This is a genomic window from Carboxylicivirga taeanensis, assembly GCF_051851475.1.
Lineage (GTDB): Bacteria > Bacteroidota > Bacteroidia > Bacteroidales > Marinilabiliaceae > Carboxylicivirga > Carboxylicivirga taeanensis.
The window spans coordinates 160,432-185,167 of the sequence record NZ_JBPUSJ010000007.1 but is presented as its reverse complement, the minus strand read 5'-3'; the positions used below and the strand labels follow the sequence as shown (position 1 = coordinate 185,167).

Here is a 24,736-nt window from a genome sequence, read left to right as displayed (position 1 = left end):
AGTGAACAATCGGTTTAAGGGTAGTTACTCAATCTAAAACACACATCTATGGGATCAAAAAAAATTATTTTACAACGCTATGGCAACCTTCTTAAGCAGGAGTCGTTGGTGACCATGAATGACATGATTCTTCCGAATACTTTTGTGCTGGAAGCTCCTGAGCCCTTCCCCGGCTATTTTGGCTATTATAGCGAGATACCGTCTGATACCAAACCCTTGTATGTTTATTTGGTGCTAAAGCGATTGTACACACTGGAGGAAGTAACACGAGCTACTCAAAATATTAAAAAGTATTTTAGTTCGGACTTTAACGCTGCAGCCGGAGTTGTTAGCTTATATAATAAGGAATACCATGTTATTCGCGTGCGCCATCTGGATGCTTTTGAACAGATTACCGATCTTCAGGCTGGTTATATTGATGAAGGCTTTGAGTTTAAAAAGAAGCCCAAAAACATCAGCGGTAAGGCAATTATCAGGTTAAAAAAATTCTTTACCCTGGAAGAAGTTGAAGAAGGTGTTTATTTTGATTTAGACGAAAAGGATCATGGCTATTTTACAATCCCACATAAATTACCTTGGAAGTATTTTGAAGATCTAACAAGAAAAGTGAAAAACAATTGGGACTATAGTAAGTTTGACGCCGCAGTGGGGCATTTTCACCAGCATTTTGGTATTGTTGATATGGTACGTATCTATAACCCGAATATTGACCGGGAATATTTAATGGGGGTAAGGCAAAAATACCTTGAACGCATTAAGTAAATTGATTGTTAGCCACCATCCTGGTGGCTTTCTTATTTATTGACTTTTCTATAGTAACTCTGCTTGACCCTTAACTAAGGGGGTGTTACCTCGCCGTTAGTGTTGGTAAAAGTGGCGAGCTAACGTCATTGCGATCATTTCTTTTTGTGTGTTTTAGCAGAAGGTTCTATACTGTAAATTTTCATAATATTTTTCAGACGTTTCAAAACCTTTTTGTATTCTTGTGCCTTAAATAAGTGGTTATTAACGATAATAATAACAGATGAGGTTACTTGAAAAATACATAATATTTGGATTCTTAGGCGGTTTATTGTTTGTACTAGGATGTAATTCACCGGGTTATAAAAGCAATAAGATTGAGGCCAGTTATTTGCCGACAGACAGTTTGGTCGGGCAAGATGCAGCCATGGAAGCAACGATTAAGCCTTACAGGGACAGTTTGAAAACAGAAATGCAGCGAGTAATCGGTGAGGCAGAGCAGGAATTACGTGGCGGCCAGCCCGAAGGACTGTTGTCTAACTTTGTTGCGGACCTGATGTTAACTGAATGTGAGTTGCACACAACAGGGGTGAAGCCCGATATCAGCATTGTTAACGTTAAAGGGTTAAGGGTGCCGATTAATAAGGGGGAAATCACGGTTGAGAGTATTTATCAACTAATGCCATTCGAAAATGAAATAGTGTACCTGACAATGTCGCCAGAGCAAATTCGTGAGTTGTTTAATTTTATGGCAAGTGTTGATGGAGACGGCATGGGAGGCGCGTCTTTTGGTATAAAAGATGGAAAAGCCATGAGTATCCAGGTTGGAGGGCGGCCTCTTGAAAATAGAAATTACATAGTGGCCACATCGGATTATCTGGCCGATGGAGGCGATCATTTTAATGTCTTCCTTTCAGCAGTTAGCAGGGAGGAGACGGGACTGAAGCTGCGCGATGCTATTTTACAGCACGTTGAGCGATTAACTACTGATAATAAACTTGTGAATAGCCAATTGGATAAACGGATTTACTATGCAGAATAATAGAAGAAAGTTTATAAAAACAACAGCGCTTGGAGCAGCTGCTTTAGGAATAGCACCTGTTGTGCAGAGTTGTTGTCAATCGCCTGTTACCTTAACAATTCTGCATACTAATGATGTGCATAGTCACATCGATCCGTTTCCGGCAAACCATTCACGATGGGCGGATAAGGGCGGATTTGCCCACCGGGCCAGTTTAATCAATCGGCTTCGAAGTGAGCAGGAGCAGGTGCTATTATTCGATTGTGGCGATATATTTCAAGGCACACCTTATTTCAATAAATATAAAGGGAGGCTTGAAATTGAGTTAATGAATAAAATGGGCTATGATGCAGCGACTATTGGTAACCATGAGTTCGATAACGGTATAGAAGCATTGGCTGAAAATTTACAGCGCGCACAATTTCCCTTTGTTTGCAGCAATTATGATTTCACTCAGTCGGTACTGAATGGCTTGACGGCACCCTATAAAATTATTAAAAAGGGGCCAATTAGTGTTGGAGTAATAGGTTTGGGAATTGAGCTGGCGGGGTTGGTCAACCCTAAATCCTATAAAGAAGCATTGTATAAAGATCCGATCAAAGCAGGCAATGAAATGGCAGCTTGGCTTAAAGAGGAAAAAAAGTGTGATTTGGTTATTGCACTGTCTCACCTTGGATATAAATACAGTCACAACAAGGTGTCGGATGTTGTTGTTGCCAGCCACACGAGGCATATTGATGTGATACTGGGAGGCCATACGCACACTTTTATGGATGCGCCGGATCGAATCCTTAACCTGGACAAGCAAGAGGTTATTGTGAACCAGGCAGGATGGGGCGGTGTTTATTTAGGTCGCCTGGATGTGACAATGGTTCCGGGAAACAAAAAATCATTAGCTTTGGTCAATTCTATCTACCATGTCTAAAATATTTGAATTATCTAAAACGGGAATTTCTGCTCTGCAGCAGGTCTTTGCAGCCGATGAGCATTTTATTAACATAGCCTTACCACGTATTCGTTTGGTCAATGCCGTACGGGAGGTCTTAGGTGCTGAGCATTTGGAGTGGAAAGTAAAGTATTCACCGGTCAACCGCTCCGAAAACTGTATCACTGTTTCGTTGGTTGATCCTCGCAAAAAATTTCATTTTTATTATGCTATTCCGCTTAGTTTGCGCTTGAGTGTTCACCTGTATCTCGGTGATAATACTTTCAATTTTTTTGAGGCACACCCTTTGTTAATAAAGCAAGGAGTAATTGCTGAAAACGAATATCCTGTTGAAGCAACAGTGAATACGCTGCCTCACCTGGTGCTCAGTAGTGGTGGGGAGCGTTATGAACATGTATTGTTGAACCGGGATGAGTATTCATCAGAGGAGTTGAAAAGCACGGGGATGTACCGCATTTTAAGTACGGCTTTTGAAAAGTTTAATGGCGCCCTATTTGCAGTAATTGATGGTACCTGCCAGTTATAACAACAAAAGGCGCTTGGTGGGCGCCTTTTTATTATTTGTTAATTTTATTAGTCAATTGGTAGTTGCCTTTTGAAACTTTCGTCTAGCGAAATAATGGTTTCAGTAGCAGAAATACCGGCAATGGCCTGCAGTTTATCGTGCAAGATGCGTTTTAGGTGCTCATTGCTTTTTGCATAAATCTTTATAAAAATGGCGTATTGACCGGTGGTGTAATGGCACTCAACAATCTGAGGAACTTCTTCGAGCATTTTAACCACTTTGTCAAACAGGCTTGCTTTTTTCAGAAATATACCCATGAAAGCACAGGTGTGGTAACCAATTTTGGCAGGGTTAATGATAAATTCGGAACCTTTAATGACACCCATATTCATCAATCTCTGAATACGTTGATGAATTGCGGCACCTGAAACTTTACACTCGCGGGCAACTTCCAGGAAAGGAATTCTCGCATTTTTAGTGATAAGTGATAAGATCTTCTTATCAAGGCTATCAATTTGTAAATTGGTCTCCATACTGAATATGATAATTGTTAGGATTCGTAACTAATAGTACGCTTTTATTAATAGTTTGCTACGAAAATAAAACATTAATAGTTAATATCCAACGCAAATTGGCTTTGAAATCTGAATTGTAAGGTCTAACCCTTTTAAATTCAAAGTGAAGCATTGGTACTAAAAGGTGCTAATTAACAATTCGTTACAAAAAATGAGCCTTTTTATAGAGGCATGTGTAGCTTCAATTTATAACGATTATAAAGTAGCTATTGATTTACCTGTATTGTGTAAATCAGCCCCACTTGGCAGCTGATAGATTCTTAATTCAAACTCACCCACTACAGCCAGCACATGATCAAAAATATCGGCCTGAATTGTTTCGTAGCTCACCCACTCCTGGTTTTTACTGAAGGCATATATTTCAATTGGTTGGCCTTTTTCAGTGGGCTGAAGCTGGCGCACCATGTAGATCATGTCCTTATTAATCATTGGGTGTTCTGCCAGGTATTCCTGTAAATACCTTCTGAATACACCTATGTTAGTTAGTCGTCTGCCATTGGCCAGACTCTCTGAAATTGATTCGCCTTCTTTTTGCGCGTTGTATTCAAGAAGTTCTTCTTCTTTTTGGATAATATAGTTCTTCAGCAGACGGATTTTTTTAAAACGCTCAATCATTTCGGCTGTGCAAAATTTTACTGAGGCCACATCAATATTTATGGAGCGTTTAATACGTCTTCCACCTGAATGCTCCATTCCTTTCCAGTTGATAAAGGAATCTTCCACCAGTTTGTAGGTAGGAATAGTGGTAATGGTTTGATCCCAATTTTGGACTTTAACCGTGTTTAGGGTTATATCTAAAACGGTTCCATCCGCTTTGTAAGAGGGCATAGTAATCCAATCGCCGGCGCTTACCATTTTGTTGGCCGATAGTTGAATGCCAGCCACAAAGCCAAGTATGGTATCTTTAAAAACTAAAAGTAATACCGCCGCAGTGGCCCCTAAACCGGTTACTATTTTGGTAATATCAATTTCAAACAGTATCGAAACGATTACCAGTCCGGTTATAAATGAAGCTGCAATCTCGATAATTTGTATCACGCCGCGGATAGGGCGATCCTTTGAATAGGGAAAGGTGTTGTAGATATCATTGACTACCCCCAGCAGGGCCGAAAGCGACCAAAGGATAATGAGCAGGATGGTGCTGCTGACCACTTTTTGAAGCAGGGCAACAATGTGTAAGTCAGGAAATGGCTGGAAAATAACCGAAAGCATGTAATAGATAAACATTGCGGGGATGATATTAACCAGTCGCTTAAGAACATGCCGTTTAATTAGCAGATCGTCATATTTCGATTTAGTTCTTCTTATTACTCGTTCGGCAAAACTGAGAATGAATCTTTTAACCAATGTATTAATGAGCCATATCACTACGAGTGTGAAAAGTATCCAGAAAGCAGACAGGAAAAATTTTGTATATTCATCTGCTATTCCTAACGAGCCCAAATAGTTATTCAGTACTTTGCTTATGTTATTGAGTTCAATTACTTCCATATTAAAGTGTGCTTATTTGTGGTATAAATCTAGTACAATTACAAAGAAAAATAAACCTGCCATAGCGATATCGCCAGTAAAGAGGTAATGTTATTAAACATTTTCGTTTATTTGGCAAATTTGTAAAACAGAATCAACAACAGGCAGCGTGCTCATTTTTAAATTTCGGGTGAAAAGAGCGAATGAGGCGGAATTAAAAGGAATCTAAGGAGAATTAACCAGAAAATAATCAGGATATAGAAGATGAACATGAAAATTGGACTTATTAGTATCATCAGTATTGTTTTATTATCAGCCTGTTTGCAGGCGCAAACGGCATTTGACAGGCACTTTGTAGAAAAAACCATGCGGGTTGACTTTATACTGGCAGGTAACAATGTACAACAAGCTGCCTACTTGTTAGAGCTTAAACAAGAGCCATTGTGGGGCGGAGGTCAAATCAATTTGATTGATAGTCTGGGATATGGCGAATATCGATTCACAATCAGCGACTTTGTGAGTATGGAACCACTCTATTCAAGAGGCTTCTGTACTTTATTTGAAGAATGGCGCACCACGGCTGAAGCTCAAGCTGTTGATAAGGCATTTTATCAAAGCATAACGTTCCCTTATCCGCAGAATAAAGTGTTTTTTAAGCTGGAAGAGCGAAAAAAAGATGGGACATATCAAGCGTTGTTGAGCATAGCGATTGATCCTGAAGACCCCAACATTTCGAAAGAACAACTCCCCCAATATGATGTGGTGAAAGTGGTAGATGGAGGGGCGTCGGCAAACATGATTGACTTTACTTTTATCGCAGAGGGGTATAAGAGCGAGGAGATGGATAAGTTTGTGGCGGATGTAAAACGGATGGCTGCCTATATTTTGTCGCAGGAGCCCTATAAAACACATCGAAATAAATTTAATTTTTGGGCCGTTTGTTCTCCATCAGATGATTCTGGCACCGATAATCCACGTGGCGATGAATGGCGACGCACGGCTGTTAATTCTTCCTTTAATACTTTTTATATTGATCGCTATCTGGAAACAGCAGATGTATTCAGTATTCGGGATATTGCAGCTTGTGCACCGTACGATCACATTTGTGTGCTGGTTAATTCAGAAAAGTATGGCGGCGGTGGTATATACAATCACTTTTCTATTGGAACAGCCGACCATCCGATGGCAGAGCAGGTAATGCTCCACGAAATAGGCCATGGGTTTGGGGGCTTGGCCGATGAATATTACACTTCGGATGTGGCCTATCAGAATTTCTTTGACCTTAAGGTGGAGCCTTGGCAGCCCAATATTACTACAATGGTTAACTTCAATGCCAAGTGGAAGCACCTGATAGAAGAGGGCGTGCCGGTGCCGACGCCGTCAGACAAAAAATACGAAAAAACAACTGGTGTATTTGAAGGTGGAGGTTATGTAGAGAAAGGGGTATTTCGCCCGGCCATCAACTGTCGGATGAAGACCAATGAGGCCAAAGGCTTTTGTGCCGCTTGTCAGGAGGCCATTGTGAATATGATCGAATTTTTAACTGATTAAAATAGAATACTATGCAATACTTAGCTTCTGAAAAGAGATATGAAACGATGCAATACAACCGATGCGGGCGGAGCGGACTAAAGTTGCCACATCTGTCGTTGGGCTTGTGGCATAATTTTGGATCTGAAGATGTTTATAGCAATGCTCGTAGCCTCTTGTTACATGCTTTCGATAATGGGATAACACATTTTGATTTGGCCAATAACTATGGGCCGGCACCGGGCTCAGCTGAAGAAACACTGGGTAAAGTGCTGAAGCAAGACATGCATGCTTACCGCGATGAATTAGTTATCTCAACCAAAGCGGGTTACTATATGTGGGAAGGCCCATACGGCGAATGGGGCTCTAAGAAGTACCTGGTGGCCAGTCTCAATCAGAGCCTTAAGCGAATGGGGCTCGACTATGTGGATATCTTTTACCATCACCGTCCGGACCCTAATACGCCTATGGAAGAAACCATGGCGGCTTTGGACTTAATTGTTCGCCAGGGCAAAGCTTTGTATGTTGGCCTGTCCAACTATTCAGCTGAAGAAACGCAAAAGGCCGAAACCATCCTCAGGGAACTGGGAACACCTTGCCTGATTCACCAACCCCGCTACAACCTTTTTGACCGTTGGGTGGAAGATGGCCTTACCACAGTGCTCGATAAGCGAGGTATTGGTTGTATTCCTTTCTCCCCATTGGCTCAAGGCTTATTAACCGATCGCTATCTGCACGATATTCCTGAGGATTCGCGCATGGCTAAAGCACATTTCCTGAAAGCGTCGGCCCTAACGGATGTCAAGCGGAAAGCCATACAGGAACTTAATAATTTGGCCGGGCAAAGAGACCAGTCGCTGGCCCAAATGGCTATTGCCTGGTTACTAAACAACAAAGTTGTAACATCGGTATTGGTGGGTGCTTCTTCTGTTGAGCAAATAAATAATAATCTGAAAGCACTTGATAACTTAAGTTTTAGCAACGAGGAGTTGCGTAGCATTGATGCATTATGTGCTCCGGTGTTGAATGAAATGGCATAGTGGTTGCATAAGTGCCATCACCTGGAATATCAAAGGCCCCTGTTTTAATAGTAAGCAGGGGCCTTTGGTGTTTTATAATATGCAGTCAGTAAGGTGAAAGCGCCCTTGCTTCAATGTTTCAACAGTTCACTACATTAATATTACAGCTCACTACTTTTTGTTTTTTTACGGGGTGTTTATGTTCTAATATTGTACTATCAAATAGTGTATAAGAACAACTAAATCATACTCCTATGACAACAACTTTTACATATAACCTTAAGCGGCTCACAGCTTTTGTTGCAATAATGGCTGTAGTAAGCGTGAGCGGGGCTTATGCTGATAATAAAGACAGCAAAGGAGACAAGCAGCCAAAAAATGAGCATGTAATGCTGGCGGAGCTACGCACAGAACTTGGCAAAGAGTACGCAGAAGCGATGGCTGAATTCAAAAAAGAGATGACGGAGTTAAAAAACGCGTATCGTGGTTATGACCGGATTGAAATTCCTTCTGTTTCTTCTGATTTTCCTTTCGATCTGAAATACGAAGGAATTATTGATTTATCATCTGATAATAAAATGATTACCGGAATATCTGCTAACGGCTTTGTAGAGATCAATAAAACAGCCTTTGGAAATAATCGACGTCTGTTTATTCATGCGGATGATAGAGGGACAATGACCTATGAGTACTATGTGGGGAAAACTGAAACAGCGTTTAATCCGGAAGGGAAAAAGTGGCTGGGAGAGATATTACCGGATATTGTAAAAAACAGTAATATGGGCGTGGAGTCCCGTGTGCGCCATTTATATCAGGCAAAGGGGATGAGTGGTATTGTCGATGTGCTTGAAGATCTGCCTTCGTCAGGCAGCTACACCTACACCAGCGAATGGAGTGTTTTTACCATTCGTACATCATCCAGCAAATCAGGCAGCTCTGCTTCACGAAACACCTTTTTAAAAACTCTTGTATTCGATAATCAGCTCAAGAATGAAGACATCATTCCGGTGATACAGGAGATAGAAAAAGTGCGCTCGAACAGTACAAAAGGGACTTTGTTAAGGTATATTTTGGAAAACTATAAGCTGAATACACAACAGTTGGCAGCGCTGCTGGATGCGACTTCTACTCATGATTATAATACCGAACGAGGCTCGACTCTTAGGATGTTTAATAAGTTTTACACCAATGATTTTGCCATCCGAAAAGGGTATTTCGATATTATTGACGAGATGGAGATTAACTCCGAAAAGGGGAATGTACTTAAGCACCTGGTGCGAAGCGCCAAGCTTTCGGAGGATAGCTGGATAAGCCTGTTGCAAGCCATTGATGATTTTTCTTCGGAACGGGAAAAAGGAGCACTCCTATTGTATTTAATCCCTTACTTACCAGATAGTGATGAGGTGATGCATGTTTACCGCAATGTATTGGACGATATGTCGGATAGTTACTACATTCTCAAGGGCGAAATAACAACGGCACTGCTTGATGCCACCCTTGAACAAGGCAAACAAAAGAGTGATAAGAACTCCTTGTTAAATTACCTGAAAACAGCAAATGGCATCTCATCCAATAGTCAGAGAGGGCTGATTTTAAGAAAAGCCAACCGTTTGTTTATCAATGATGAGGAGGTGGTAGATGCTTATTTCGAAACCCTATCAGGCCTGGATAGTGAAATGGAGATGTATAATGTAATGCTCGATTTGCTGGCAAAGAATAAACTGGAAGAACCGGCTATGTATCGACTGCTGCGTACTCTGGAGTATCTGGTTGATGATTTTCAGCATGGAGCGGGCGCAGTGATGAGGGAGGTTGTTGGACAATTTCCTCTATCGGATAATGGTTACAATCAGTTTTTCCGCATCATAGGCCGGATGGATCAGAACAGTACCATTGAAGAGTTGTTGCGTTACGTTATTGATAGCCCGGCCATGAACGATGAACTGGCAGCCAAAGTTATTGAGAGTACTCAGCAAATTGATGTCGATGTGGAGCGTGCTGCCGTGTTGGTTCGCCTGAGTCCGTACATTAATAATAAAAACTCCTCTACGGCCTATATTTTCAAATCAATGGCTAAGGATTTGGAATCGGAGTATGAGAAAAACCGAGTGTTAAAAACATTAAACTAAGTTAAAAGCAGATGAGGTAGTGTTAAAAAGGACCATCTCATCTGTTTTTTTATGTCTGTTCTATTGCAGTATTTTTGATTATTGCTATAACTTAGTGACACCATGATAGCCATCGCCCAAACATACTCTTCGAAAAAATTAATGACCCAAATATTTGTCAGCACGCTATATGGCGTGTTGGCTTTTCTTTATTTGTTTTATAGCGAAAATGGTGTTTTACCGGTCCTTTCCGAAAACATCGATTCCTTATCATTTTTCACCCTAAGTTCGTGGCTTATTTTTGGAGTTTTAAGTCTGGTTGGCCATGCTTTAAACAAATATTATCCTTGGATTAAAGGGACAGCTGGCCGTTTTGTCCTTCAGTTTGTTTTAAACGCCATTGTAGCCATCATGTTTTTGTGGCTTTGCGTGAAGGCATTAGTGGTGCTCAAATACAATAACATTCCACTTAGTGCCTTTATGGATGAAAAAGGCGATGCCGCCATTAAATTTTTCATTATTCTTTTGCTAACTAACCTGGTGTTTATACTGGTGAACCTCTATCAATATTCCTTTACCAGTTTTATACAAGCCAATATAGAAAGTGAACAAATGGTGCGCGAACGGCTTAAACTGCAGTATGAGATTTTAAAGAGTCAGTTGAGCCCACATTATCTGTTCAACACCCTCAATACAATAGCCTCGCTTATTCATCGCGATGCCGCCACAACAGAAGGATTTATTCGCAAGTTTGCTCAAACGTTTACCTATATTCTAAAAAGCCATCAAAAAGAATTGGTTCCTGTAAAACAGGAGGTTGAATTTATAAAAGCGTACTATTTTCTTTTGAAAATTCGGTTTGAGAAGGCTCTGGAATTGGATGTTCAGCTCGATAAGTTGAGTTTGGAGAGTTACATCCCGCCCATGACTTTACAGTTATTGGTTGAAAATGCCGTAAAGCATAACTATTTTTCAGAAGAAAAGCCATTGAAAATCGCCATCCGTTCGACTGAGCAGCAAGGCATAAGTGTGATTAATAATTTTGAACGAAAACCCGGATTTATAGAAGTGGATAACCAGTTACTCAAAAAACCTGATAACCATGTGTCGCACAAAGTCGGGCTGGACAACATTAAAAAACGCTATGCCTATTTTACAACAAAAGAGGTGGAAATAACTAAAGATGAATCATTTTCGGTATTTTTACCTATCCTTATAACGCATCAAACCATTAGTTACTAATGAAAGGATTAGCAATCAATAAACAGCAAAAGTGGCTGAGGTTTCTGCTACCATTTCCAGTTGGAGTGGTAGTTTATGTTTTAATCCTTTTAGTTTTTGATACGCTTAATCAGTTTAGTTCTAATTTCTTTAGTCAGGAAGTAGCAGTCACAATTGTGCTTGCCTTTATTCTGATGGAAGCCCTAAGAACCCTGCTCAATGCTATCGATAAACGGTTTCCACTGGTTAGCGAGTTACCTTTTGATAATGAAGAGGCGCATGGAGTAAGTGGTATTACCCACTCGCTGCGCATTGTGCTGATTCCCTTAGTCAGTTTGCTCATATCTGTAATGATTATCACTCCTCTGGTGAGTATCTATTTCTACTCAGTGCTGATAATTAGTGACTTCAATACTGAGCTTGTCGTGTTTAATGGCGTGTATGGAATTGTGGCAATATTGTATGGCATTATCCATGTGAGTACCTCATTTTTAGCTGTTCATAAGCAAATACATTATAGGCAAGAAAAAGAGTTAAGGCGGGGGATGGAGTCGGATCTGGAGAAGTTTAAGATGCAGATTAATCCGCAGTTATTGTACGAAGGGCTGGAAAATCTGATATCTATCGTACATGCTCAACCGCGCATGGCCGAGCAATTTATTAATCAGCTCTCAAAAATATACCGGTATAATCTCGACCATCGCCATGTTGAATTGGTTGAACTAAAAAAAGAGCTGGAGCTGAGCAAAACCCTTTTGTACCTGTTAAATGTGAAGCATAACAATGCCATTATGCTGGAGCTGAATCTTACTGAGGAGAGTCTGCATCGTCAGGTTATTCCATGTACAATATCGGTTTTAATACAGGAGTTGGTTAACCGGACAATCATCAATGAATTTCAGCCACTCCATATTTGTTTGGAAATAAAAGACGGTGAGTTGTACCTGGTGTCAAGGCATAATCCAAAAATTGGTCTTAATGGTAGCGCCGAGTGGAACCTGTCGCTGATTAATAATGCCCATGCTTTTTTAAACGATAATAAACAATTGAAGGTGGTTCAAAACCAACAGTATTTGCATATCAACATTCCTCTTTTTGAAATAGAGGAAGAATAATCTTAGCCCCTATGAGAGTACTTATTATTGAAGACGAAAAACCGGCTGTTAAAAACCTCACCCACCTGCTGCAACGCTATGATAGCAGCATAGAAGTGGTGAGTGTATTAGATTCGGTTGCAGGCAGTGTTGAGTGGCTGTCGAACCCACTAAATACAGTCGATTTAGTTTTTATGGATATCCATCTGTCTGATGGCTTGAGTTTCGAAATATTTAGCAAGACGCAGTTAAATCAGCCGGTTATATTTACAACGGCCTATAATGAGTACGCCATTCAGGCGTTTAAGGTAAATAGCATTGACTACCTGCTGAAACCATTGGATTATGATGACCTTTTTCGCAGTATGGAAAAGTTGGAGAGTCTTCGCGAGAACTTATCATCGGCCAGTCAGCGAATTAAGCTGGAAGAGCTCAACGAAGCGTTGTTGCATTATCGAAAAACCTATAAAGAGCGGTTTTTGGTAAAGCTGGGCGAGCGCATCAAATCGGTAACAAGCGATAAAATAGTGCTTTTTTATGCGGAGGGGAGAAATGCTTTTATTCTCACTTCTAAAGGGAATCGTTATATCATTGATTATAAGCTGGAGGAGCTGGAAGAGCTGCTAAATCCCAGTGTTTTTTATCGTATTAGCCGATCGTTTATTGTTAATATTAACCACATACAGGATGTGCTGGTGCACTCTAACAGCCGTTTGAAAATACAGTTTGAACAGCCTTTTGATCGGGAGGTGATTGTGAGCCGGGAAAAGGTGCCACATTTTAAGAATTGGTTTAGTGGTGCCAATACGTAATTGTCTTTTATACGCGTGGCCAGTCTCATGTGTTTGAACTGTTGGAGTTTGCGAATGGTATTGGTTGCTGTGAAATAGTAATATGTTATATAACAGACTTAGCTTATTGGTCAGATAAGTGAATGACTTTCTATTTTTTTATATTTTCGGCGTCTTATAATAGTAAAACTTTTATATTATGGGTACCGCCTCAAAAAAGAAGAAGTCATTTGTCGATATTTTTTTAAATGGAGTTGAGCGAGTAGGGAATGTTCTGCCACATCCCGCTTTACTCTTCGGCATTTTTGCCGTTACAGTATTACTTTTTTCCGGAGTGTTTGCCTGGATAGGAGCAACTGCTGCGCATCCAACCACTGGGGAAACAATCAATGTTATTAATCTTTTATCTGTTGAAGGGCTTAACCGCATACTAACCGAGATGGTTAAAAACTTTACCAGCTTTGCGCCAATGGGCATTGTAGTTGTTGCCATGTTGGGTATTGGGCTGGCAGAAAAATCTGATTTAATAGGTGCCCTAATCCGCAAGCTCGTATTGGCAGCTCCCAAGGGTTTACTCACTTTTGTAATTATATTGGCAGGTGTTATATCAAATGTAGCATCAAGTGTGGGCTATGTATTGCTGGTGCCCCTTGGAGGTGTTATTTTCTTGGTGGCCAAACGCCATCCTATAGTTGGCATGGCAGCTGCTTTTGCCGGTGTGTCTGGTGGATTCAGCGCCAACCTTATTATTGGTACAATTGATCCTTTACTGGCTGGCTTAACCGAAGAAGCGGCACATATTGTTGATAAAGCCTACACGGTTAATCCGGTGAGTAACTACTATTTTATGGTGGTTTCAACTTTTATGGTGGCCCTGGTTGGTACCTGGGTAACTGAAAAAATTATTGCGCCCCGCTTTGGCGAGTATAAAGGTGAAGTAACAGAAGAAGAAACCCGCTTGGACAAGCTAACTAAAACCGAGAAAAAAGGTTTGCGATGGGTTGGTATTGTATCCATGGTTTTTTTGGCCATCATGGCTTGGGGGTTGATTCCTGAAGGCGGCTTTTTAAGAGGTGAAGATGGCCGTTTGTTAAGTTCTCCTTTACTGAAAGGTGTGGTAGCCGTTTTGTTTATTTGGGCTGGTACCTGTGGGGTGGTTTACGGTAAAATTACAGGCACCTTTAAAACAGATAAGGACATTATGGGGGCCATGGGCGAAGCTGCCAAATCCTTAGGGCCATATCTGGTTTTGGTATTTTTTGCTGCTCAATTTGTTGCCTATTTTAACTGGAGTAATCTTGGGCTGGTGATGGCTGTTAATGGAGCAAATTTTATTCAGAGTTTAAATTTAAGCGTTATCCCTCTGATGTTGTTGTTTGCAGTGTTTTGCGGGCTTATTAATTTGGTAATGGGCAGTGCATCAGCTAAGTGGGCGCTTCTGGCACCTATATTCGTTCCAATGTTTATGATGTTGGGTTACTCACCCGAGCTAACGCAGGTGGTGTACCGAATTGGCGACAGTGCCACCAATATTATTTCACCCATGATGAGCTTTTTTGCTTTAATTATTGTCTATTTTCAGAAATACGATGAGAATGCGGGTATAGGAACCATTGTATCAACTATGCTGCCCTATTCGATGGTATTTCTACTTTCGTGGATGGTGATGTTGGCGCTTTGGTTATTGATAGGCCTGCCGCTTGGACCAACAGGTGTATTGCATTACAATATGTAGGGTATAACCCGGATTATTGGCTAATCCGGGTTATGAAAGTTATTGGGCCAGCTGAATCGTTATGCTTGATTCAGCTGGCTTTTGTTTTTCTACAATCTGACGCACGATAAGGTTTTTAGTCATGAGTCTTCCTAATGCTTTCAAATCAACTGTTGCTGTAAGTGTTTCCTGTGTGGAACCAGTTGTTTTAAAAGCTGGTGATTTGATAAGGCCTTGCGTATCACTCTGGAAGCGGTCTGCCACTAAAAAACCGCCACTGTAATTAAAGCGGACCGGGATATTATGGGCTGTCATGTTCTCGCACTTAACAATTAGAGAGGTCTTGCCTTCTGCGATATTGGTATTTGCAAGCGAGTGCATGGTGCTGGTTTGACAATCAATTTGAAATCCATTTATTATGTCGCACATCGCCTCTTTTTCCGCTTCAAATAAGTCAATGCTTCCCTGTGCCGTTTCAATGGTTGTTTGTTCGTTCAGGTAGTCGCTTATCGCATCAATGGCGGCCGCATATTGTTCTAGAGCCAGTATAAAGTCTTTTTGCTGTTGGGCGGCTTGCGCCAATTCATATTTTTGAAGAGACAGTTGCAGAGCCTCTGCTTTGCGTTGTTTTTTACGGGCATAAAACTCACTTTTCGACAGGCGATAGAAGGTGTAATAGTTTGTTAGATCTTCCCAGGAGTCTAACAGTTCATAACCTTCTAAAAACTGCTGAGACTGGGCTTTAACACGGCTCTGATAATATTCGTAAACACCGCTGTTGTCTTCCATCCGGTACAGGTTTTGTTCGCTGCTGATTTTAGTGCTGATTTGTTGCGAGAGATCGGCCAGAGCCTTTTCTTTTGCTTTTCCCTCATAAAATACAGCACCTCCTACCTTAGGGCTTATCCCAATGCCATAAAAATAAGTGGATGACATTGGCCTGTTTTTGAGCCATTCGGGTTTGGACAGTTCCAGTAGCTCAGCTTCTTTCTTTTTAGATGAGCAGCTGCACAGTAAAGTGAGTGCTAGTGCCAAAAATGCTAATCCTCTCATGCTATATGTTTAATTTTCAGGTTGGTATTTTACCATGCTATTGGCTACATGCTCCATACATTCTTTCAGCACCTGATTTTCCAAGGTGGTGATTGACTGTATGTCTTTTTTGTTGGTAAACAGCTCGTGTAGGCGACTATTCGAAGCTTCTGAATCATAAACTTTATCTTCTGCCGACTCTTTATCAATGTATTTCCAGGTTCCGGCTACCAGCTTTTTGTAGTCCCCATCAAAGCGGGCATAGTGTATGTGGTCTTTTTTGCTGCCATAAAAGTTATCGGCAAAAGCCAGTTCATCCCTGTCCACACGGTTTAGTTCATAGTTCAATGAAATTGAAACCGTATTTTCCTGTTCAAACTCATAGTACCTCACCTTGGTGTATTTTACTTTTTGCTCTTTTACCTTGGTTTGCGGGTTGATGACTTCAACGGTTTGTTTTAAATAGCCTCTTTTTTCATTTTTGTTGAGTTTTCCGGCCATTTTTTGGTAGTTATCTATTCTGGCAGCCAGAATAGCTTTGGCTTCAAAATTATCACCCTGATGGCGGGCATACTTTAAGGCCATGGCCTGATCTTTAGTTTGTGTCCAGCCGGGTACCGAGTTAATAGCTTCATCACTTATTATCTTGTAAAAAGGTGATTTAAGCTGTGATAGTTCACTTACAACGCGCTCTTTCATCATTGTTGTGTAGTTTCTCGATCCTCTGTACTTATAGCCAAAGGGTAAAACGGCGATTGTAACAGTGGCTTCATCCAGGCATTGCGTTTGAAGCTCGATGCTGTTTTTATAGCCTTTGGTGGCTTTGTTGATTGTTGAAAAACGGTCGTATGCACTTCGGTATTGCTGGCTTAGCATTAGTTGGTTACCATGTCGGTAGACGGGTTCGTACTTCGCTATAACCCATTGTGATTGGGCATCTTTAAAATTTTTATCGATGGAAATAATTTCTTTCAACTGGGCTTCAGCAGTCACAAACTCATCCAACGATAAGGCTTTCATAGATTGTTGATACAATATATCTAAATAGCGATCTTTTACTTCCTGATAATATTCTTTCTGCTCTTCGGGCAGAATAAGCTTAACTCCCAAGGAAGCTAATTGCTTAAAATAGTTTTCGGCTTCCCGGTAGGCGTAAACCGCATCTTTGGCACTGCCATTATTATATTTAGATTTAAATGCATCAATTTTATCTTCCAGAACGAGTTGACCAGTGCGCTGAAGCCCTAGTTTGGCATCGATGTTATTTTTGTTGGCACTTAGTGATTTGAAATACAAGCTGGCTGCATCGGTGTACAATCCGGCCTCATCAAATTTTTGTGCTTTGTTATAATTGCGCTTACTGGCGCACCCTGCCATTAAAAAGGTGATAATCAGAATTGGTAATAGTTGTTTCATTATGCTATAGTGTGTTTTTTGTGGTGTTGAACGAGAATAAACCAAAAGTGTTCCGATTTAAGTTAGATTAATTTAGATTTGTATATAACTCAATGTAAAGGATGATTTATGGGTTTAATTAAGTCTTTGGATTGGCGACAGGATATCAGTCAGTTAACGAGTAATTGGGGCTTGTTGTTACTGTTAGTGTTTACTATTTTTGGCTTGCCAATCATCACTACTTTTATAGAGGTTCCGTTATTTGAAATTTTCATTACACTCATAGTTGTTGTATCATCTTATGCCACCAGTGAAGGAAATAAACCAAAGGTAATTGTGCAGGTTCTGCTGTCGGTGATTGCCGTGTGGATTGCCGCTATTGCAAAGCTTCAGATCATCCATTTTATATCCTCCTTTTGGCTGGTTATTTTCTTTTTATTGCGTGTATTTCGCTTTATCGTCCAGTTGTCGCGCAAATCGGATGTGAATGTTCTTGTAATTGTAGAGGCCATCAACGGGTATTTGTTAATTGGAGTTGGTTTTGCCTTGTTGGTGAACATGTTCTCGTCCCAGTTTCCTGCTGCATTTAATTTTTCGGTTGGCGATTCTGCAAGTCATTTATTCGATGCATTTTACTACACGTTTGTGTCTATGACAACCCTTGGGTATGGTGATTTATTGCCGGTTACACCAGCTGCAAAATCCATTGCCTTAATGGTTACCTTATGTGGTCAGTTTTACCTGGTTGTTATTATGGCGTTACTTGTTGGTCGTCTTTTGTCGGGTGCTGATAAGCATTAATCCATCATGCTAATGGTTGAACCATCGGTACTTAAGTATTTCTTTAAAAGGTTAGCCGTTAAACAGGAGTGAACTGGAAGTATGGCCAGCATATCGCCAATACTCACCTTATCAAAAGCTGCCTGAGGCATTTGAATAGTGCCATGTTCCTGAGATAGTTTACTTACATAGCCCAATGGGGTGTTTGTGTGCCAATTGGTTCCCGATAAAGGCAATACTGTTCCAAAATGTGGCCCGTGGTTTAGCTGCAGCGAATCTTTTGAAAGGTGCACGGCTCCGCCATGCACAATCACCTCTAAGCGATTGGGGTGCTTGGCTACTACCGGACAGGCAAGGGCAACCGCAATATCCTCCTGATTACAGGAGCCAATTTGTGCTTGCATGTCGTCATAAAAAACGAAGTTGCCTGGTCGTATTTCATCAAACCCATCAAAATTATTGCCCACCGAACATGAAGGCGTGTCGCCATACGAGATTTGAATCAGTGGAAAATCGCTTGCCATGAATGTTTTTAATGCGAGCAACTGTTGGCGCGATTCCTCCATTATTTTCAGGATTTCCTCTTTGGTCTGCGCTTTATAGGTGTGACCAGCATGGCATAAAAAGCCGATGAAAATCAGGTTTTTGCTGGTTTTAAGCTTTTTGAGCAGCGCCTGCATGGCTTCATAGTCTTCGGCATCAACCCCTGTTCGTGCATAGCCGGTATCGGTTTTTATAAATACACCAACCGGGTTGCTCAGGTGCTTTTCAAGAAACTCAATGCTTTCAACAGATTCTACAGCAATGTTAAGGTTGATGCGTGCCGCCAGCTCATTGATTGTGACCCACTCGCGAATATTTACCGGAAAAGCAATGGTGATATCTTTCCAGCCATTATTGGCGAAGTAGGCGGCCATTTTAACCGATGAAACAGTGATGCATTCCACTTCATAATCTTTAAACCAATTGCCTATTTCTGCTGATTGATGCGTTTTAAAATGTGGGCGTAGGATGGTGTTGGTGTTTTTTGCTTTCAGAGCCATGCGCTCGATGTTAGCCAGGCATTTGCTTTTATCGAGTAATAATGTAGGTTGTGTCAACATTGTTATTGATTTTATGCAAAAATAGTTATTGTGTGCAGCTCGTCGCGAGGTAATGAAATAAAAAAACCGGCTCAATACGAACCGGTTTATATTAATAAGGTATTATCTATTGTCTGATAATTGTTTGTTCACGATCCGGACCAACAGATACAATTTTAATGGGTACTTCCAGTTCTTTTTCGAGGTACGAAATGTAGTCCTTCAGTGCCTGAGGGAAATCATCCTCCGATTTCAGTCCGGTTAAGTCTTCCTTCCAACCTTTCAACTCTTTGTAAACAGGCTCTACATCATCGGTTAATTCAAACGGAAACTCTTCGGTTACAGTTCCATCACTTAGTTTATAGGCCGTAGCTGCTTTGATGGTATCGAAGTCACTGAGTACATCTCCTTTTGTCATAATCAGTTGCGTCACTCCGTTAATCATCACCGCATATTTTAAGGCTACCAGGTCAATCCAGCCACAGCGGCGCGGACGACCAGTTGTGGCACCAAACTCATGACCGGCTTTACGCAATTTCTCACCTGTTTCATCAAATAGTTCAGTCGGGAAAGGGCCACTTCCAACACGTGTGCAGTAGGCTTTGAAAATACCATATACTTCGCCAATTTTATTGGGTGCAATCCCCATTCCGGTACAAGCTCCTGCACATACAGTATTTGATGAGGTCACAAATGGATAAGAACCAAAATCAATATCCAGCAGTGTTCCCTGGGCGCCTTCTGCCAAAATGCTTTTGCCAGCTTTCAGGTATTTATTAAGCTCATGCTCACTGTCAATCAGGATGCATTTCTTAAGTGCTTCAATTCCTTCTTGCAGGCCTTGTTCAAACTCTTCAATGCTGTATTCGAAATCATACATTTCCAGCATCCGCATGTGCTTTTCTTTGAGTGCGGTGTACTTGGCCTCAAAGTTATGCAGGATGTCGCCCACGCGTAAACCGTTACGACCTGTTTTATCCATGTATGTTGGGCCAATGCCTTTTAGCGTTGAGCCAATTTTGGTTTTTCCCTTTGAAGCTTCAGAGGCGGCATCTAAAATCCGGTGGGTTGGTAATATTAGGTGCGCTTTCTTAGAAATATAAAGGTTTTTTGAGATGTCAAACCCTTTTTCTTTCAGTGAGTCAATCTCTTTCTTGAAAGTAATTGGGTCAAGAACCACTCCATTACCAACAATGTTGGCCTTGTCTGAATGGAAAATTCCTGATGGAATATTGTGAAGTACGTGCTTGAAATTATCAAATTCCAGTGTGTGCCCAGCGTTGGGGCCTCCCTGAAAACGTGTAATGACATCGTATTGAGGAGTCAGTACATCAACAACTTTTCCTTTGCCTTCGTCCCCCCATTGGAGGCCTAGTAAAACATCAACCTTCATTATCTTTTGTTTTTATTCGCCCTAAAGCTTGTTGTTACTAAACAAAACCAATTATAATATTGGTTTATAGATATGTCAAGCGCTAAAAAATCAAAGTCTTAACATGAAAAATCGGACTTCCGATTGCCTCAGAATTCCGATTTGTAAAAGTACACATTATCCGGTTAAAAGCTATTGTATCGCTCTGTTTTTTTATTGAATAATCCTATTCGTTGGTTTCTTTTGTGGCACATTCTTTACATGTTCCGTACACATATAGTGAATGGTGTGACACCGTAAACTCATTAAAGGATGCCGCATTGTTCAGGACTGTTTGAATGCCCGGGTCGCAAAATTCGATGACTTTGCCACAGCTAGTACAAATAAGGTGGTCGTGCTGTTTCGATTCAAAGGCCTTCTCAAATTGGGCAATGTTTTTGCCAAATTGGTGTTTGATAACCAGTTTACAGTCGAGCAGCAAATCAATAGTATTGTATAGAGTAGCTCTGCTTACCCGATAGTTTTTATTTTTCATGAAGATATAGAGCGACTCAATATCAAAATGGCCCTCACGGCTATAAATTTCATCTAAAATCGCATAGCGCTCTGGTGTTTTTCTGTGTCCGTTGCGCTGCAGGTATTCAGTGAATAACTGTTTTACCACATCTTTGGCTTCGACCTTATTCATATGTAGTCTCAATTAAAATAGAGCCTAAAAATAATTAAAATCGTGTGATTAAAAAACACTTGATCAGAATAATCATCATTCAACTTGCAGGAGGACGAAAAGTCAAGAGTAACAAATATATTGCTTTTAGTAATCTGTTTGATAGTTCCCTACATTTTATTTTTCAAATTAAACTTTATTTCTGCTTTTAATTTATTACGAAACGCTTCATATAGGTGAGGTGGATGAAGTGTTGCAGCTCACTGTTTACAGCCTATTAAGGAGTGTCTGCCTCAATTGGTGATGCTGGATTGGAAGTTATTCTTAATATGCAGTAATACTTGATAATCAGTAATCAATGCACATGTTGAGATGAGCTGGTGTTGATTCGTTATTGGATTGTTGGTTTGAGGCTAAACGAAACATAAAAAAGGTTAAAAACAAGAAACTATAAAACGTAAAGAACACTAAAAGTTTTCTGTGTGACCTTGGTTTTATATATTTGCCGTGCCATGGAAACAAAACGAAAAGAAATAATTCAGCATGCTGCATCTTTGTTTCATCAATATGGAATCAAAAGTGTCAGCATGGAAGACATTGCAAGGGAATTTGGTATGTCGAAGCGGACCCTGTACCAGTTTGTTAAGGACAAAAATGATGTAGTAGAAAGTGTTTTGGACTATAACCTGGACTTGTTTGCTCAACTCTTAGGGGTGTTTCATAATGATCGGTTTAATGCAATTGAGCAGTTTTATCAGTATACCAAAGGCATTGATGACTATTTTCCAAAAATCAATCCATCGATGCATTTTGATCTGCGAAAATTTTATCCCGCATTGCTGGCTAAGGCCGATAAAACACGTCAGGGCTTGATGCATTCGGCGAATGTGGCCAACCTTGAGAAAGGGAAAAAGGAAGGTTTTTATCAGTCCGATATCGACTCCGATATTATCTCGAACCTTCAGATTGTGATTCAAAACTATTTGTTTGATCCGTCCAATGACATGATTAAAGGACCTGATTTGATTGATCGGAACCTGATTAATCATGTTTATAAATACCATTTTCGAGGGATATGCACGCCCAAAGGAATTGAGGAGCTGAAGCGCTTTTTTGAATAGGAGAGGCGCAATAATTACGTGTGAAAACTAAATAAAAGGTTGTTATAATATGAGAATAAGAGGATGGTTGTGTTCAGCATTGTTTATGCTGGGGTTGAGTGCTTTTGCCATAAATCAAGGGGATAGGCTACTGCCCGATGATGGTGTTGAACCAAATGGTGATGAAGCGTATGTGCTGAGTTTGGATGAGGCCAAAGAGCTGGCTTTAAAGTATAATATAACACTTAAAAACGCCGGCTTATCCATTCAGAAAGCCAATGCGGCAAAGTGGGAGGCTATTGCACAGGGCTTACCACAAGTGAATGCCACAGTTGATTACACGACGTTCTTTGGTGCTTCTAATACAATAGAAATGGCTCCGGGGGCAAGTACGACTATCGAATTTAACAATACGAGCAACCTTAATGCCACTGTTTCGCAGCTGATTTTTAGTGGGGCTTACATTGTTGGTTTGCAATCGGCCAAGCTGTATGAAGAAATGATGGTGAAGAGTGCCGAAAAGTCGGAGTTGGATGTAAAGCAGCAAGTAGCCAGTGCTTATTATGCCATATTGCTGGCTGAAAAAACAAAGGACATTCTGGAACAAAATCTCGAAAATGTGATTGAGATCCGCAGTAAGACGGAGATGATGTACAAAACGGGTGTTGCCGAATTGACGGATGTGGATCAGCTATCCATACAGGTAACCATGCTGGAAAGTTCACTCAGAGCAACGGCCAGAAATACTTCACTTGCCTATGATATTTTAAAACTGCAAATGGGTATTACGCCAAATGCCAGAGTGGAATTAACGCAGACTATCGATGATTTTTTCGAGCCTGAAAGTTTTTACTCATCCTTGCTTCGGGCGTTTAATGTTGAGGAGCATGTTGATTATCAGTTGATGGACCAGCAGGTAGAAGTCTCGGATAAGCAGGTAAAACTGGCCAAAATGGAGTACTTGCCAACAATAGGAGCTGCTTATAACCGTCTGGAGCAAATACTGGCACCAAATTTTAACATGAATCCAAAGAACACGCTCACGCTGAATATGAACATTCCAATCTTCTCATCGGGACAGCGCAAGGCGAAAGTCAATCAGGCAAAAATAGATTTGGAAACAGCCGAAAACAATAAGCAGCAGTTAAATGATGCCCTGCTTGCTAAAGACCGAACCATTAAAACAAACCTAAAAACGGCTTTGGATCAGTACGATGCGCAACGGAAGAATGTGGAAGTGGCCAAGCGTGTTTTTGATAACATCGACCGAAAATACGAGGCGGGTATGGTATCCAGTTTGGATCTAACTACCGCCAACACCAACTATCTGAACGCCGAATCCAGCTACATTCAGGCCATGCTAGACGTGTTGGAAGCCTTTGTTGAGTTGGAGCGATTCTACAACAACATCTAATTTTAAAAACAATAACATTAGGATATAATGAGAAAGATTTTGCTTTTGGGAGTGACCTCATTGCTTATCGCTTCGTGCGGCACAAAAGATCAGGCTGCTGAGAAGGGAGCTGCAGTGATAAAAAAACCGATTAAAACTACACCTGTTGTGCGGGAAACCATTGAGGTTGGAGAAAATTATACCGCAACCATAAATGCTTATGATAAAGTATACCTGGCACCGAATACACCGGGACGCATCAAAGATATTAAAGTGGAGGTGAATGATTACGTGCGCAAGGGACAGCGTGTGATTGATATGGATAATACACAACTGGTTCAACAGGAGGTGAACTTTGCCAATATTAAAAAGGAAATGGCCCGCATGGATACGCTTATTAAGTATGGGTCTATTTCTCAACAGGTATACGACCAAACTAAAGCCACCTATGCGGCAGCCAAAGCCAGCCTCAATAACTTGCGCGAGAACACGGTTCTTAACGCTCCTTTTTCAGGAATAGTTACAGGGCGCTATTACGATGATAACGAGATTTACAGCGGATCGCCCATTGCAAATGGTAAGGCTGCAGTTGTAACAATCGAGTCCATCGATCGCTTAAAAGTTGAAATAAATATGTCGGAACGGTTTTTTCCGGTTGTTAAAAGAGGATTGAAAACCACCTTGACAACAGATATCTATCCCAACGAAAAATTTCAGGGACAGGTGTCTTTGGTTTATCCCACCATCGACCCGTCAACAAGAACTTTTACAGTGGAGATTACCATACTTAATGGCGATGGTAAGTTGCGACCTGGCATGTTTTCAAAAGTGGATGTGAAGCTGGGCGAAAAAGAAACCATTGTTGTGCCTGCCTCAACCGTTATGATACTCGACGGAACGAATCAGCGCTATGTTTTTGTGGAGAAAAACGGAACCGCAAAATTTGTGAGGGTAGAGGTTGGTGCTCGTTTTGATGACCGGCTGGAAATTATTTCCGATGAGATAGAGGAAGGAGACAATCTGGTGGTGGCCGGGCAGGTTAATCTTAATGATGGGGACTTAGTTGAGATTAAAAGCTAAGGCAGCTCGAACTTCACTTTTAAAAATTAATTAGGGCAGCGGTCTGTCATTATCAGTGCATACTTACGTATTTAACGATACTAACTCACTCCTCCTGCTA

Annotated in this window: 22 protein-coding genes; 15 read left to right on the top strand and 7 right to left on the bottom strand. The window is 40.9% G+C overall.

Annotation, left to right across the window (positions count from 1 at the left end):
- Positions 1-48: 48 nt before the first annotated feature.
- The 4 genes from ACSX1H_RS12485 (at position 49) to ACSX1H_RS12470 (ending at position 3,234) form a co-directional block, all read left to right on the top strand.
- Positions 49-762 carry a hypothetical protein gene (locus tag ACSX1H_RS12485; protein ID WP_439184373.1) on the top strand — a complete coding sequence of 238 codons (714 nt, stop codon included), beginning with the start codon at positions 49-51 and terminating at the stop codon, positions 760-762.
- A gap of 262 nt (positions 763-1,024) precedes the next feature.
- A complete protein-coding gene (locus ACSX1H_RS12480) occupies positions 1,025-1,783 on the top strand; it encodes a 5'-nucleotidase C-terminal domain-containing protein (protein WP_439184372.1) in 759 nt (252 codons plus the stop codon).
- Positions 1,773-2,687: a bifunctional metallophosphatase/5'-nucleotidase gene (locus tag ACSX1H_RS12475; RefSeq protein WP_439184370.1), complete on the top strand. Its 915-nt coding sequence runs from the start codon at positions 1,773-1,775 to the stop codon at positions 2,685-2,687. The genes ACSX1H_RS12480 and ACSX1H_RS12475 overlap by 11 nt, the downstream gene beginning before the upstream one ends.
- Entirely contained in the window at positions 2,680-3,234 is a 555-nt protein-coding gene (locus ACSX1H_RS12470; protein WP_439184368.1) for a hypothetical protein, read from the top strand. Before ACSX1H_RS12475 ends, ACSX1H_RS12470 begins: the two co-directional genes overlap by 8 nt.
- A 47-nt stretch (positions 3,235-3,281) precedes the next feature.
- On the opposite strand, the gene ACSX1H_RS12465 is transcribed toward ACSX1H_RS12470, so the two are convergent.
- Both ACSX1H_RS12465 and ACSX1H_RS12460 read right to left on the bottom strand, forming a co-directional pair.
- Positions 3,282-3,746 carry an Lrp/AsnC ligand binding domain-containing protein gene (locus tag ACSX1H_RS12465; RefSeq protein ID WP_143304083.1) on the bottom strand — a complete coding sequence of 155 codons (465 nt, stop codon included), beginning with the start codon at positions 3,744-3,746 and terminating at the stop codon, positions 3,282-3,284.
- 237 nt (positions 3,747-3,983) lie between these two features.
- Positions 3,984-5,279, bottom strand: coding sequence for a mechanosensitive ion channel family protein (locus tag ACSX1H_RS12460; RefSeq protein ID WP_439184367.1), 1,296 nt, complete (start codon positions 5,277-5,279; stop codon positions 3,984-3,986).
- A gap of 249 nt (positions 5,280-5,528) precedes the next feature.
- Here ACSX1H_RS12460 and ACSX1H_RS12455 point away from each other — a divergent pair, with 249 nt between their 5' ends.
- The 7 genes from ACSX1H_RS12455 to ACSX1H_RS12425 all read left to right on the top strand — a co-directional run bounded on the left by ACSX1H_RS12455 (position 5,529) and on the right by ACSX1H_RS12425 (position 14,756).
- Positions 5,529-6,809 carry a M64 family metallopeptidase gene (locus ACSX1H_RS12455; protein ID WP_439184366.1) on the top strand — a complete coding sequence of 427 codons (1,281 nt, stop codon included), beginning with the start codon at positions 5,529-5,531 and terminating at the stop codon, positions 6,807-6,809.
- A gap of 11 nt (positions 6,810-6,820) precedes the next feature.
- Complete coding sequence (mgrA, locus tag ACSX1H_RS12450) at positions 6,821-7,828, top strand: L-glyceraldehyde 3-phosphate reductase (protein ID WP_439184365.1); 1,008 nt, start codon at positions 6,821-6,823, stop codon at positions 7,826-7,828.
- A 233-nt stretch (positions 7,829-8,061) separates the two neighbouring features.
- Positions 8,062-9,936 carry a hypothetical protein gene (locus ACSX1H_RS12445; RefSeq protein ID WP_439184364.1) on the top strand — a complete coding sequence of 625 codons (1,875 nt, stop codon included), beginning with the start codon at positions 8,062-8,064 and terminating at the stop codon, positions 9,934-9,936.
- Between the two features lie 141 nt (positions 9,937-10,077).
- Positions 10,078-11,157, top strand: coding sequence for a sensor histidine kinase (locus ACSX1H_RS12440; protein ID WP_439184363.1), 1,080 nt, complete (start codon positions 10,078-10,080; stop codon positions 11,155-11,157).
- Complete coding sequence (locus ACSX1H_RS12435) at positions 11,157-12,251, top strand: histidine kinase (protein ID WP_439184362.1); 1,095 nt, start codon at positions 11,157-11,159, stop codon at positions 12,249-12,251. Before ACSX1H_RS12440 ends, ACSX1H_RS12435 begins: the two co-directional genes overlap by 1 nt.
- Before the next feature lie 11 nt (positions 12,252-12,262).
- Positions 12,263-13,042 (top strand): LytR/AlgR family response regulator transcription factor, encoded by a 780-nt coding sequence (locus tag ACSX1H_RS12430; protein ID WP_439184361.1) that lies wholly within the window; start codon positions 12,263-12,265, stop codon positions 13,040-13,042.
- Positions 13,043-13,220: 178 nt separating this feature from the next.
- Positions 13,221-14,756, top strand: a complete 1,536-nt coding sequence (locus ACSX1H_RS12425; RefSeq protein ID WP_439184359.1) for an AbgT family transporter — start codon at positions 13,221-13,223, stop codon at positions 14,754-14,756.
- Between the two features lie 39 nt (positions 14,757-14,795).
- On the opposite strand, the gene ACSX1H_RS12420 is transcribed toward ACSX1H_RS12425, so the two are convergent.
- Positions 14,796-15,788 carry an LPP20 family lipoprotein gene (locus ACSX1H_RS12420; RefSeq protein WP_439184358.1) on the bottom strand — a complete coding sequence of 331 codons (993 nt, stop codon included), beginning with the start codon at positions 15,786-15,788 and terminating at the stop codon, positions 14,796-14,798.
- A gap of 9 nt (positions 15,789-15,797) precedes the next feature.
- The gene (locus ACSX1H_RS12415; protein WP_439184356.1) at positions 15,798-17,183 is read right to left on the bottom strand and encodes a hypothetical protein; all 1,386 of its coding nucleotides are present in this window, start codon (positions 17,181-17,183) and stop codon (positions 15,798-15,800) included.
- Positions 17,184-17,291: 108 nt separating this feature from the next.
- Here ACSX1H_RS12415 and ACSX1H_RS12410 point away from each other — a divergent pair, with 108 nt between their 5' ends.
- A complete protein-coding gene (locus ACSX1H_RS12410; protein ID WP_439184355.1) occupies positions 17,292-17,963 on the top strand; it encodes an ion channel in 672 nt (223 codons plus the stop codon).
- On the opposite strand, the gene ACSX1H_RS12405 is transcribed toward ACSX1H_RS12410, so the two are convergent.
- From ACSX1H_RS12405 to ACSX1H_RS12395, 3 genes are all read right to left on the bottom strand, one after another.
- Positions 17,960-19,045 (bottom strand): alanine racemase, encoded by a 1,086-nt coding sequence (locus ACSX1H_RS12405; RefSeq protein WP_439184354.1) that lies wholly within the window; start codon positions 19,043-19,045, stop codon positions 17,960-17,962. The two genes, ACSX1H_RS12410 and ACSX1H_RS12405, sit on opposite strands and share 4 nt — an antisense overlap.
- A gap of 106 nt (positions 19,046-19,151) precedes the next feature.
- Positions 19,152-20,417, bottom strand: coding sequence for an adenylosuccinate synthase (locus tag ACSX1H_RS12400; RefSeq protein ID WP_439184353.1), 1,266 nt, complete (start codon positions 20,415-20,417; stop codon positions 19,152-19,154).
- A 205-nt stretch (positions 20,418-20,622) separates the two neighbouring features.
- Positions 20,623-21,084 carry a Fur family transcriptional regulator gene (locus ACSX1H_RS12395; protein ID WP_439184351.1) on the bottom strand — a complete coding sequence of 154 codons (462 nt, stop codon included), beginning with the start codon at positions 21,082-21,084 and terminating at the stop codon, positions 20,623-20,625.
- Positions 21,085-21,575: 491 nt separating this feature from the next.
- Here ACSX1H_RS12395 and ACSX1H_RS12390 point away from each other — a divergent pair, with 491 nt between their 5' ends.
- From ACSX1H_RS12390 to ACSX1H_RS12380, 3 genes are read left to right on the top strand one after another with little or no spacing between them, the layout of a single operon-like run.
- Complete coding sequence (locus ACSX1H_RS12390) at positions 21,576-22,184, top strand: TetR/AcrR family transcriptional regulator (protein WP_439184350.1); 609 nt, start codon at positions 21,576-21,578, stop codon at positions 22,182-22,184.
- A 49-nt stretch (positions 22,185-22,233) separates the two neighbouring features.
- Positions 22,234-23,577 carry a TolC family protein gene (locus ACSX1H_RS12385; protein WP_439184349.1) on the top strand — a complete coding sequence of 448 codons (1,344 nt, stop codon included), beginning with the start codon at positions 22,234-22,236 and terminating at the stop codon, positions 23,575-23,577.
- 27 nt (positions 23,578-23,604) lie between these two features.
- Positions 23,605-24,636 carry an efflux RND transporter periplasmic adaptor subunit gene (locus tag ACSX1H_RS12380; RefSeq protein ID WP_439184348.1) on the top strand — a complete coding sequence of 344 codons (1,032 nt, stop codon included), beginning with the start codon at positions 23,605-23,607 and terminating at the stop codon, positions 24,634-24,636.
- Positions 24,637-24,736 lie beyond the last annotated feature (100 nt).

Excerpts from the sequence above, each read along its gene's own strand:
- ACSX1H_RS12485 (WP_439184373.1), top strand. The coding sequence starts at position 49 with ATGGGATCAAAAAAAATTATTTTACAACGCTATGGCAACCTTCTTAAG.
- ACSX1H_RS12480 (WP_439184372.1), top strand. The coding sequence starts at position 1,025 with ATGAGGTTACTTGAAAAATACATAATATTTGGATTCTTAGGCGGTTTA.
- ACSX1H_RS12475 (WP_439184370.1), top strand. The coding sequence starts at position 1,773 with ATGCAGAATAATAGAAGAAAGTTTATAAAAACAACAGCGCTTGGAGCA.
- ACSX1H_RS12470 (WP_439184368.1), top strand. The coding sequence starts at position 2,680 with ATGTCTAAAATATTTGAATTATCTAAAACGGGAATTTCTGCTCTGCAG.
- ACSX1H_RS12465 (WP_143304083.1), bottom strand. The coding sequence starts at position 3,746 with ATGGAGACCAATTTACAAATTGATAGCCTTGATAAGAAGATCTTATCA.
- ACSX1H_RS12460 (WP_439184367.1), bottom strand. The coding sequence starts at position 5,279 with ATGGAAGTAATTGAACTCAATAACATAAGCAAAGTACTGAATAACTAT.
- ACSX1H_RS12455 (WP_439184366.1), top strand. The coding sequence starts at position 5,529 with ATGAAAATTGGACTTATTAGTATCATCAGTATTGTTTTATTATCAGCC.
- mgrA (WP_439184365.1), top strand. The coding sequence starts at position 6,821 with ATGCAATACTTAGCTTCTGAAAAGAGATATGAAACGATGCAATACAAC.
- ACSX1H_RS12445 (WP_439184364.1), top strand. The coding sequence starts at position 8,062 with ATGACAACAACTTTTACATATAACCTTAAGCGGCTCACAGCTTTTGTT.
- ACSX1H_RS12440 (WP_439184363.1), top strand. The coding sequence starts at position 10,078 with ATGACCCAAATATTTGTCAGCACGCTATATGGCGTGTTGGCTTTTCTT.
- ACSX1H_RS12435 (WP_439184362.1), top strand. The coding sequence starts at position 11,157 with ATGAAAGGATTAGCAATCAATAAACAGCAAAAGTGGCTGAGGTTTCTG.
- ACSX1H_RS12430 (WP_439184361.1), top strand. The coding sequence starts at position 12,263 with ATGAGAGTACTTATTATTGAAGACGAAAAACCGGCTGTTAAAAACCTC.
- ACSX1H_RS12425 (WP_439184359.1), top strand. The coding sequence starts at position 13,221 with ATGGGTACCGCCTCAAAAAAGAAGAAGTCATTTGTCGATATTTTTTTA.
- ACSX1H_RS12420 (WP_439184358.1), bottom strand. The coding sequence starts at position 15,788 with ATGAGAGGATTAGCATTTTTGGCACTAGCACTCACTTTACTGTGCAGC.
- ACSX1H_RS12415 (WP_439184356.1), bottom strand. The coding sequence starts at position 17,183 with ATGAAACAACTATTACCAATTCTGATTATCACCTTTTTAATGGCAGGG.
- ACSX1H_RS12410 (WP_439184355.1), top strand. The coding sequence starts at position 17,292 with ATGGGTTTAATTAAGTCTTTGGATTGGCGACAGGATATCAGTCAGTTA.
- ACSX1H_RS12405 (WP_439184354.1), bottom strand. The coding sequence starts at position 19,045 with ATGTTGACACAACCTACATTATTACTCGATAAAAGCAAATGCCTGGCT.
- ACSX1H_RS12400 (WP_439184353.1), bottom strand. The coding sequence starts at position 20,417 with ATGAAGGTTGATGTTTTACTAGGCCTCCAATGGGGGGACGAAGGCAAA.
- ACSX1H_RS12395 (WP_439184351.1), bottom strand. The coding sequence starts at position 21,084 with ATGAATAAGGTCGAAGCCAAAGATGTGGTAAAACAGTTATTCACTGAA.
- ACSX1H_RS12390 (WP_439184350.1), top strand. The coding sequence starts at position 21,576 with ATGGAAACAAAACGAAAAGAAATAATTCAGCATGCTGCATCTTTGTTT.
- ACSX1H_RS12385 (WP_439184349.1), top strand. The coding sequence starts at position 22,234 with ATGAGAATAAGAGGATGGTTGTGTTCAGCATTGTTTATGCTGGGGTTG.
- ACSX1H_RS12380 (WP_439184348.1), top strand. The coding sequence starts at position 23,605 with ATGAGAAAGATTTTGCTTTTGGGAGTGACCTCATTGCTTATCGCTTCG.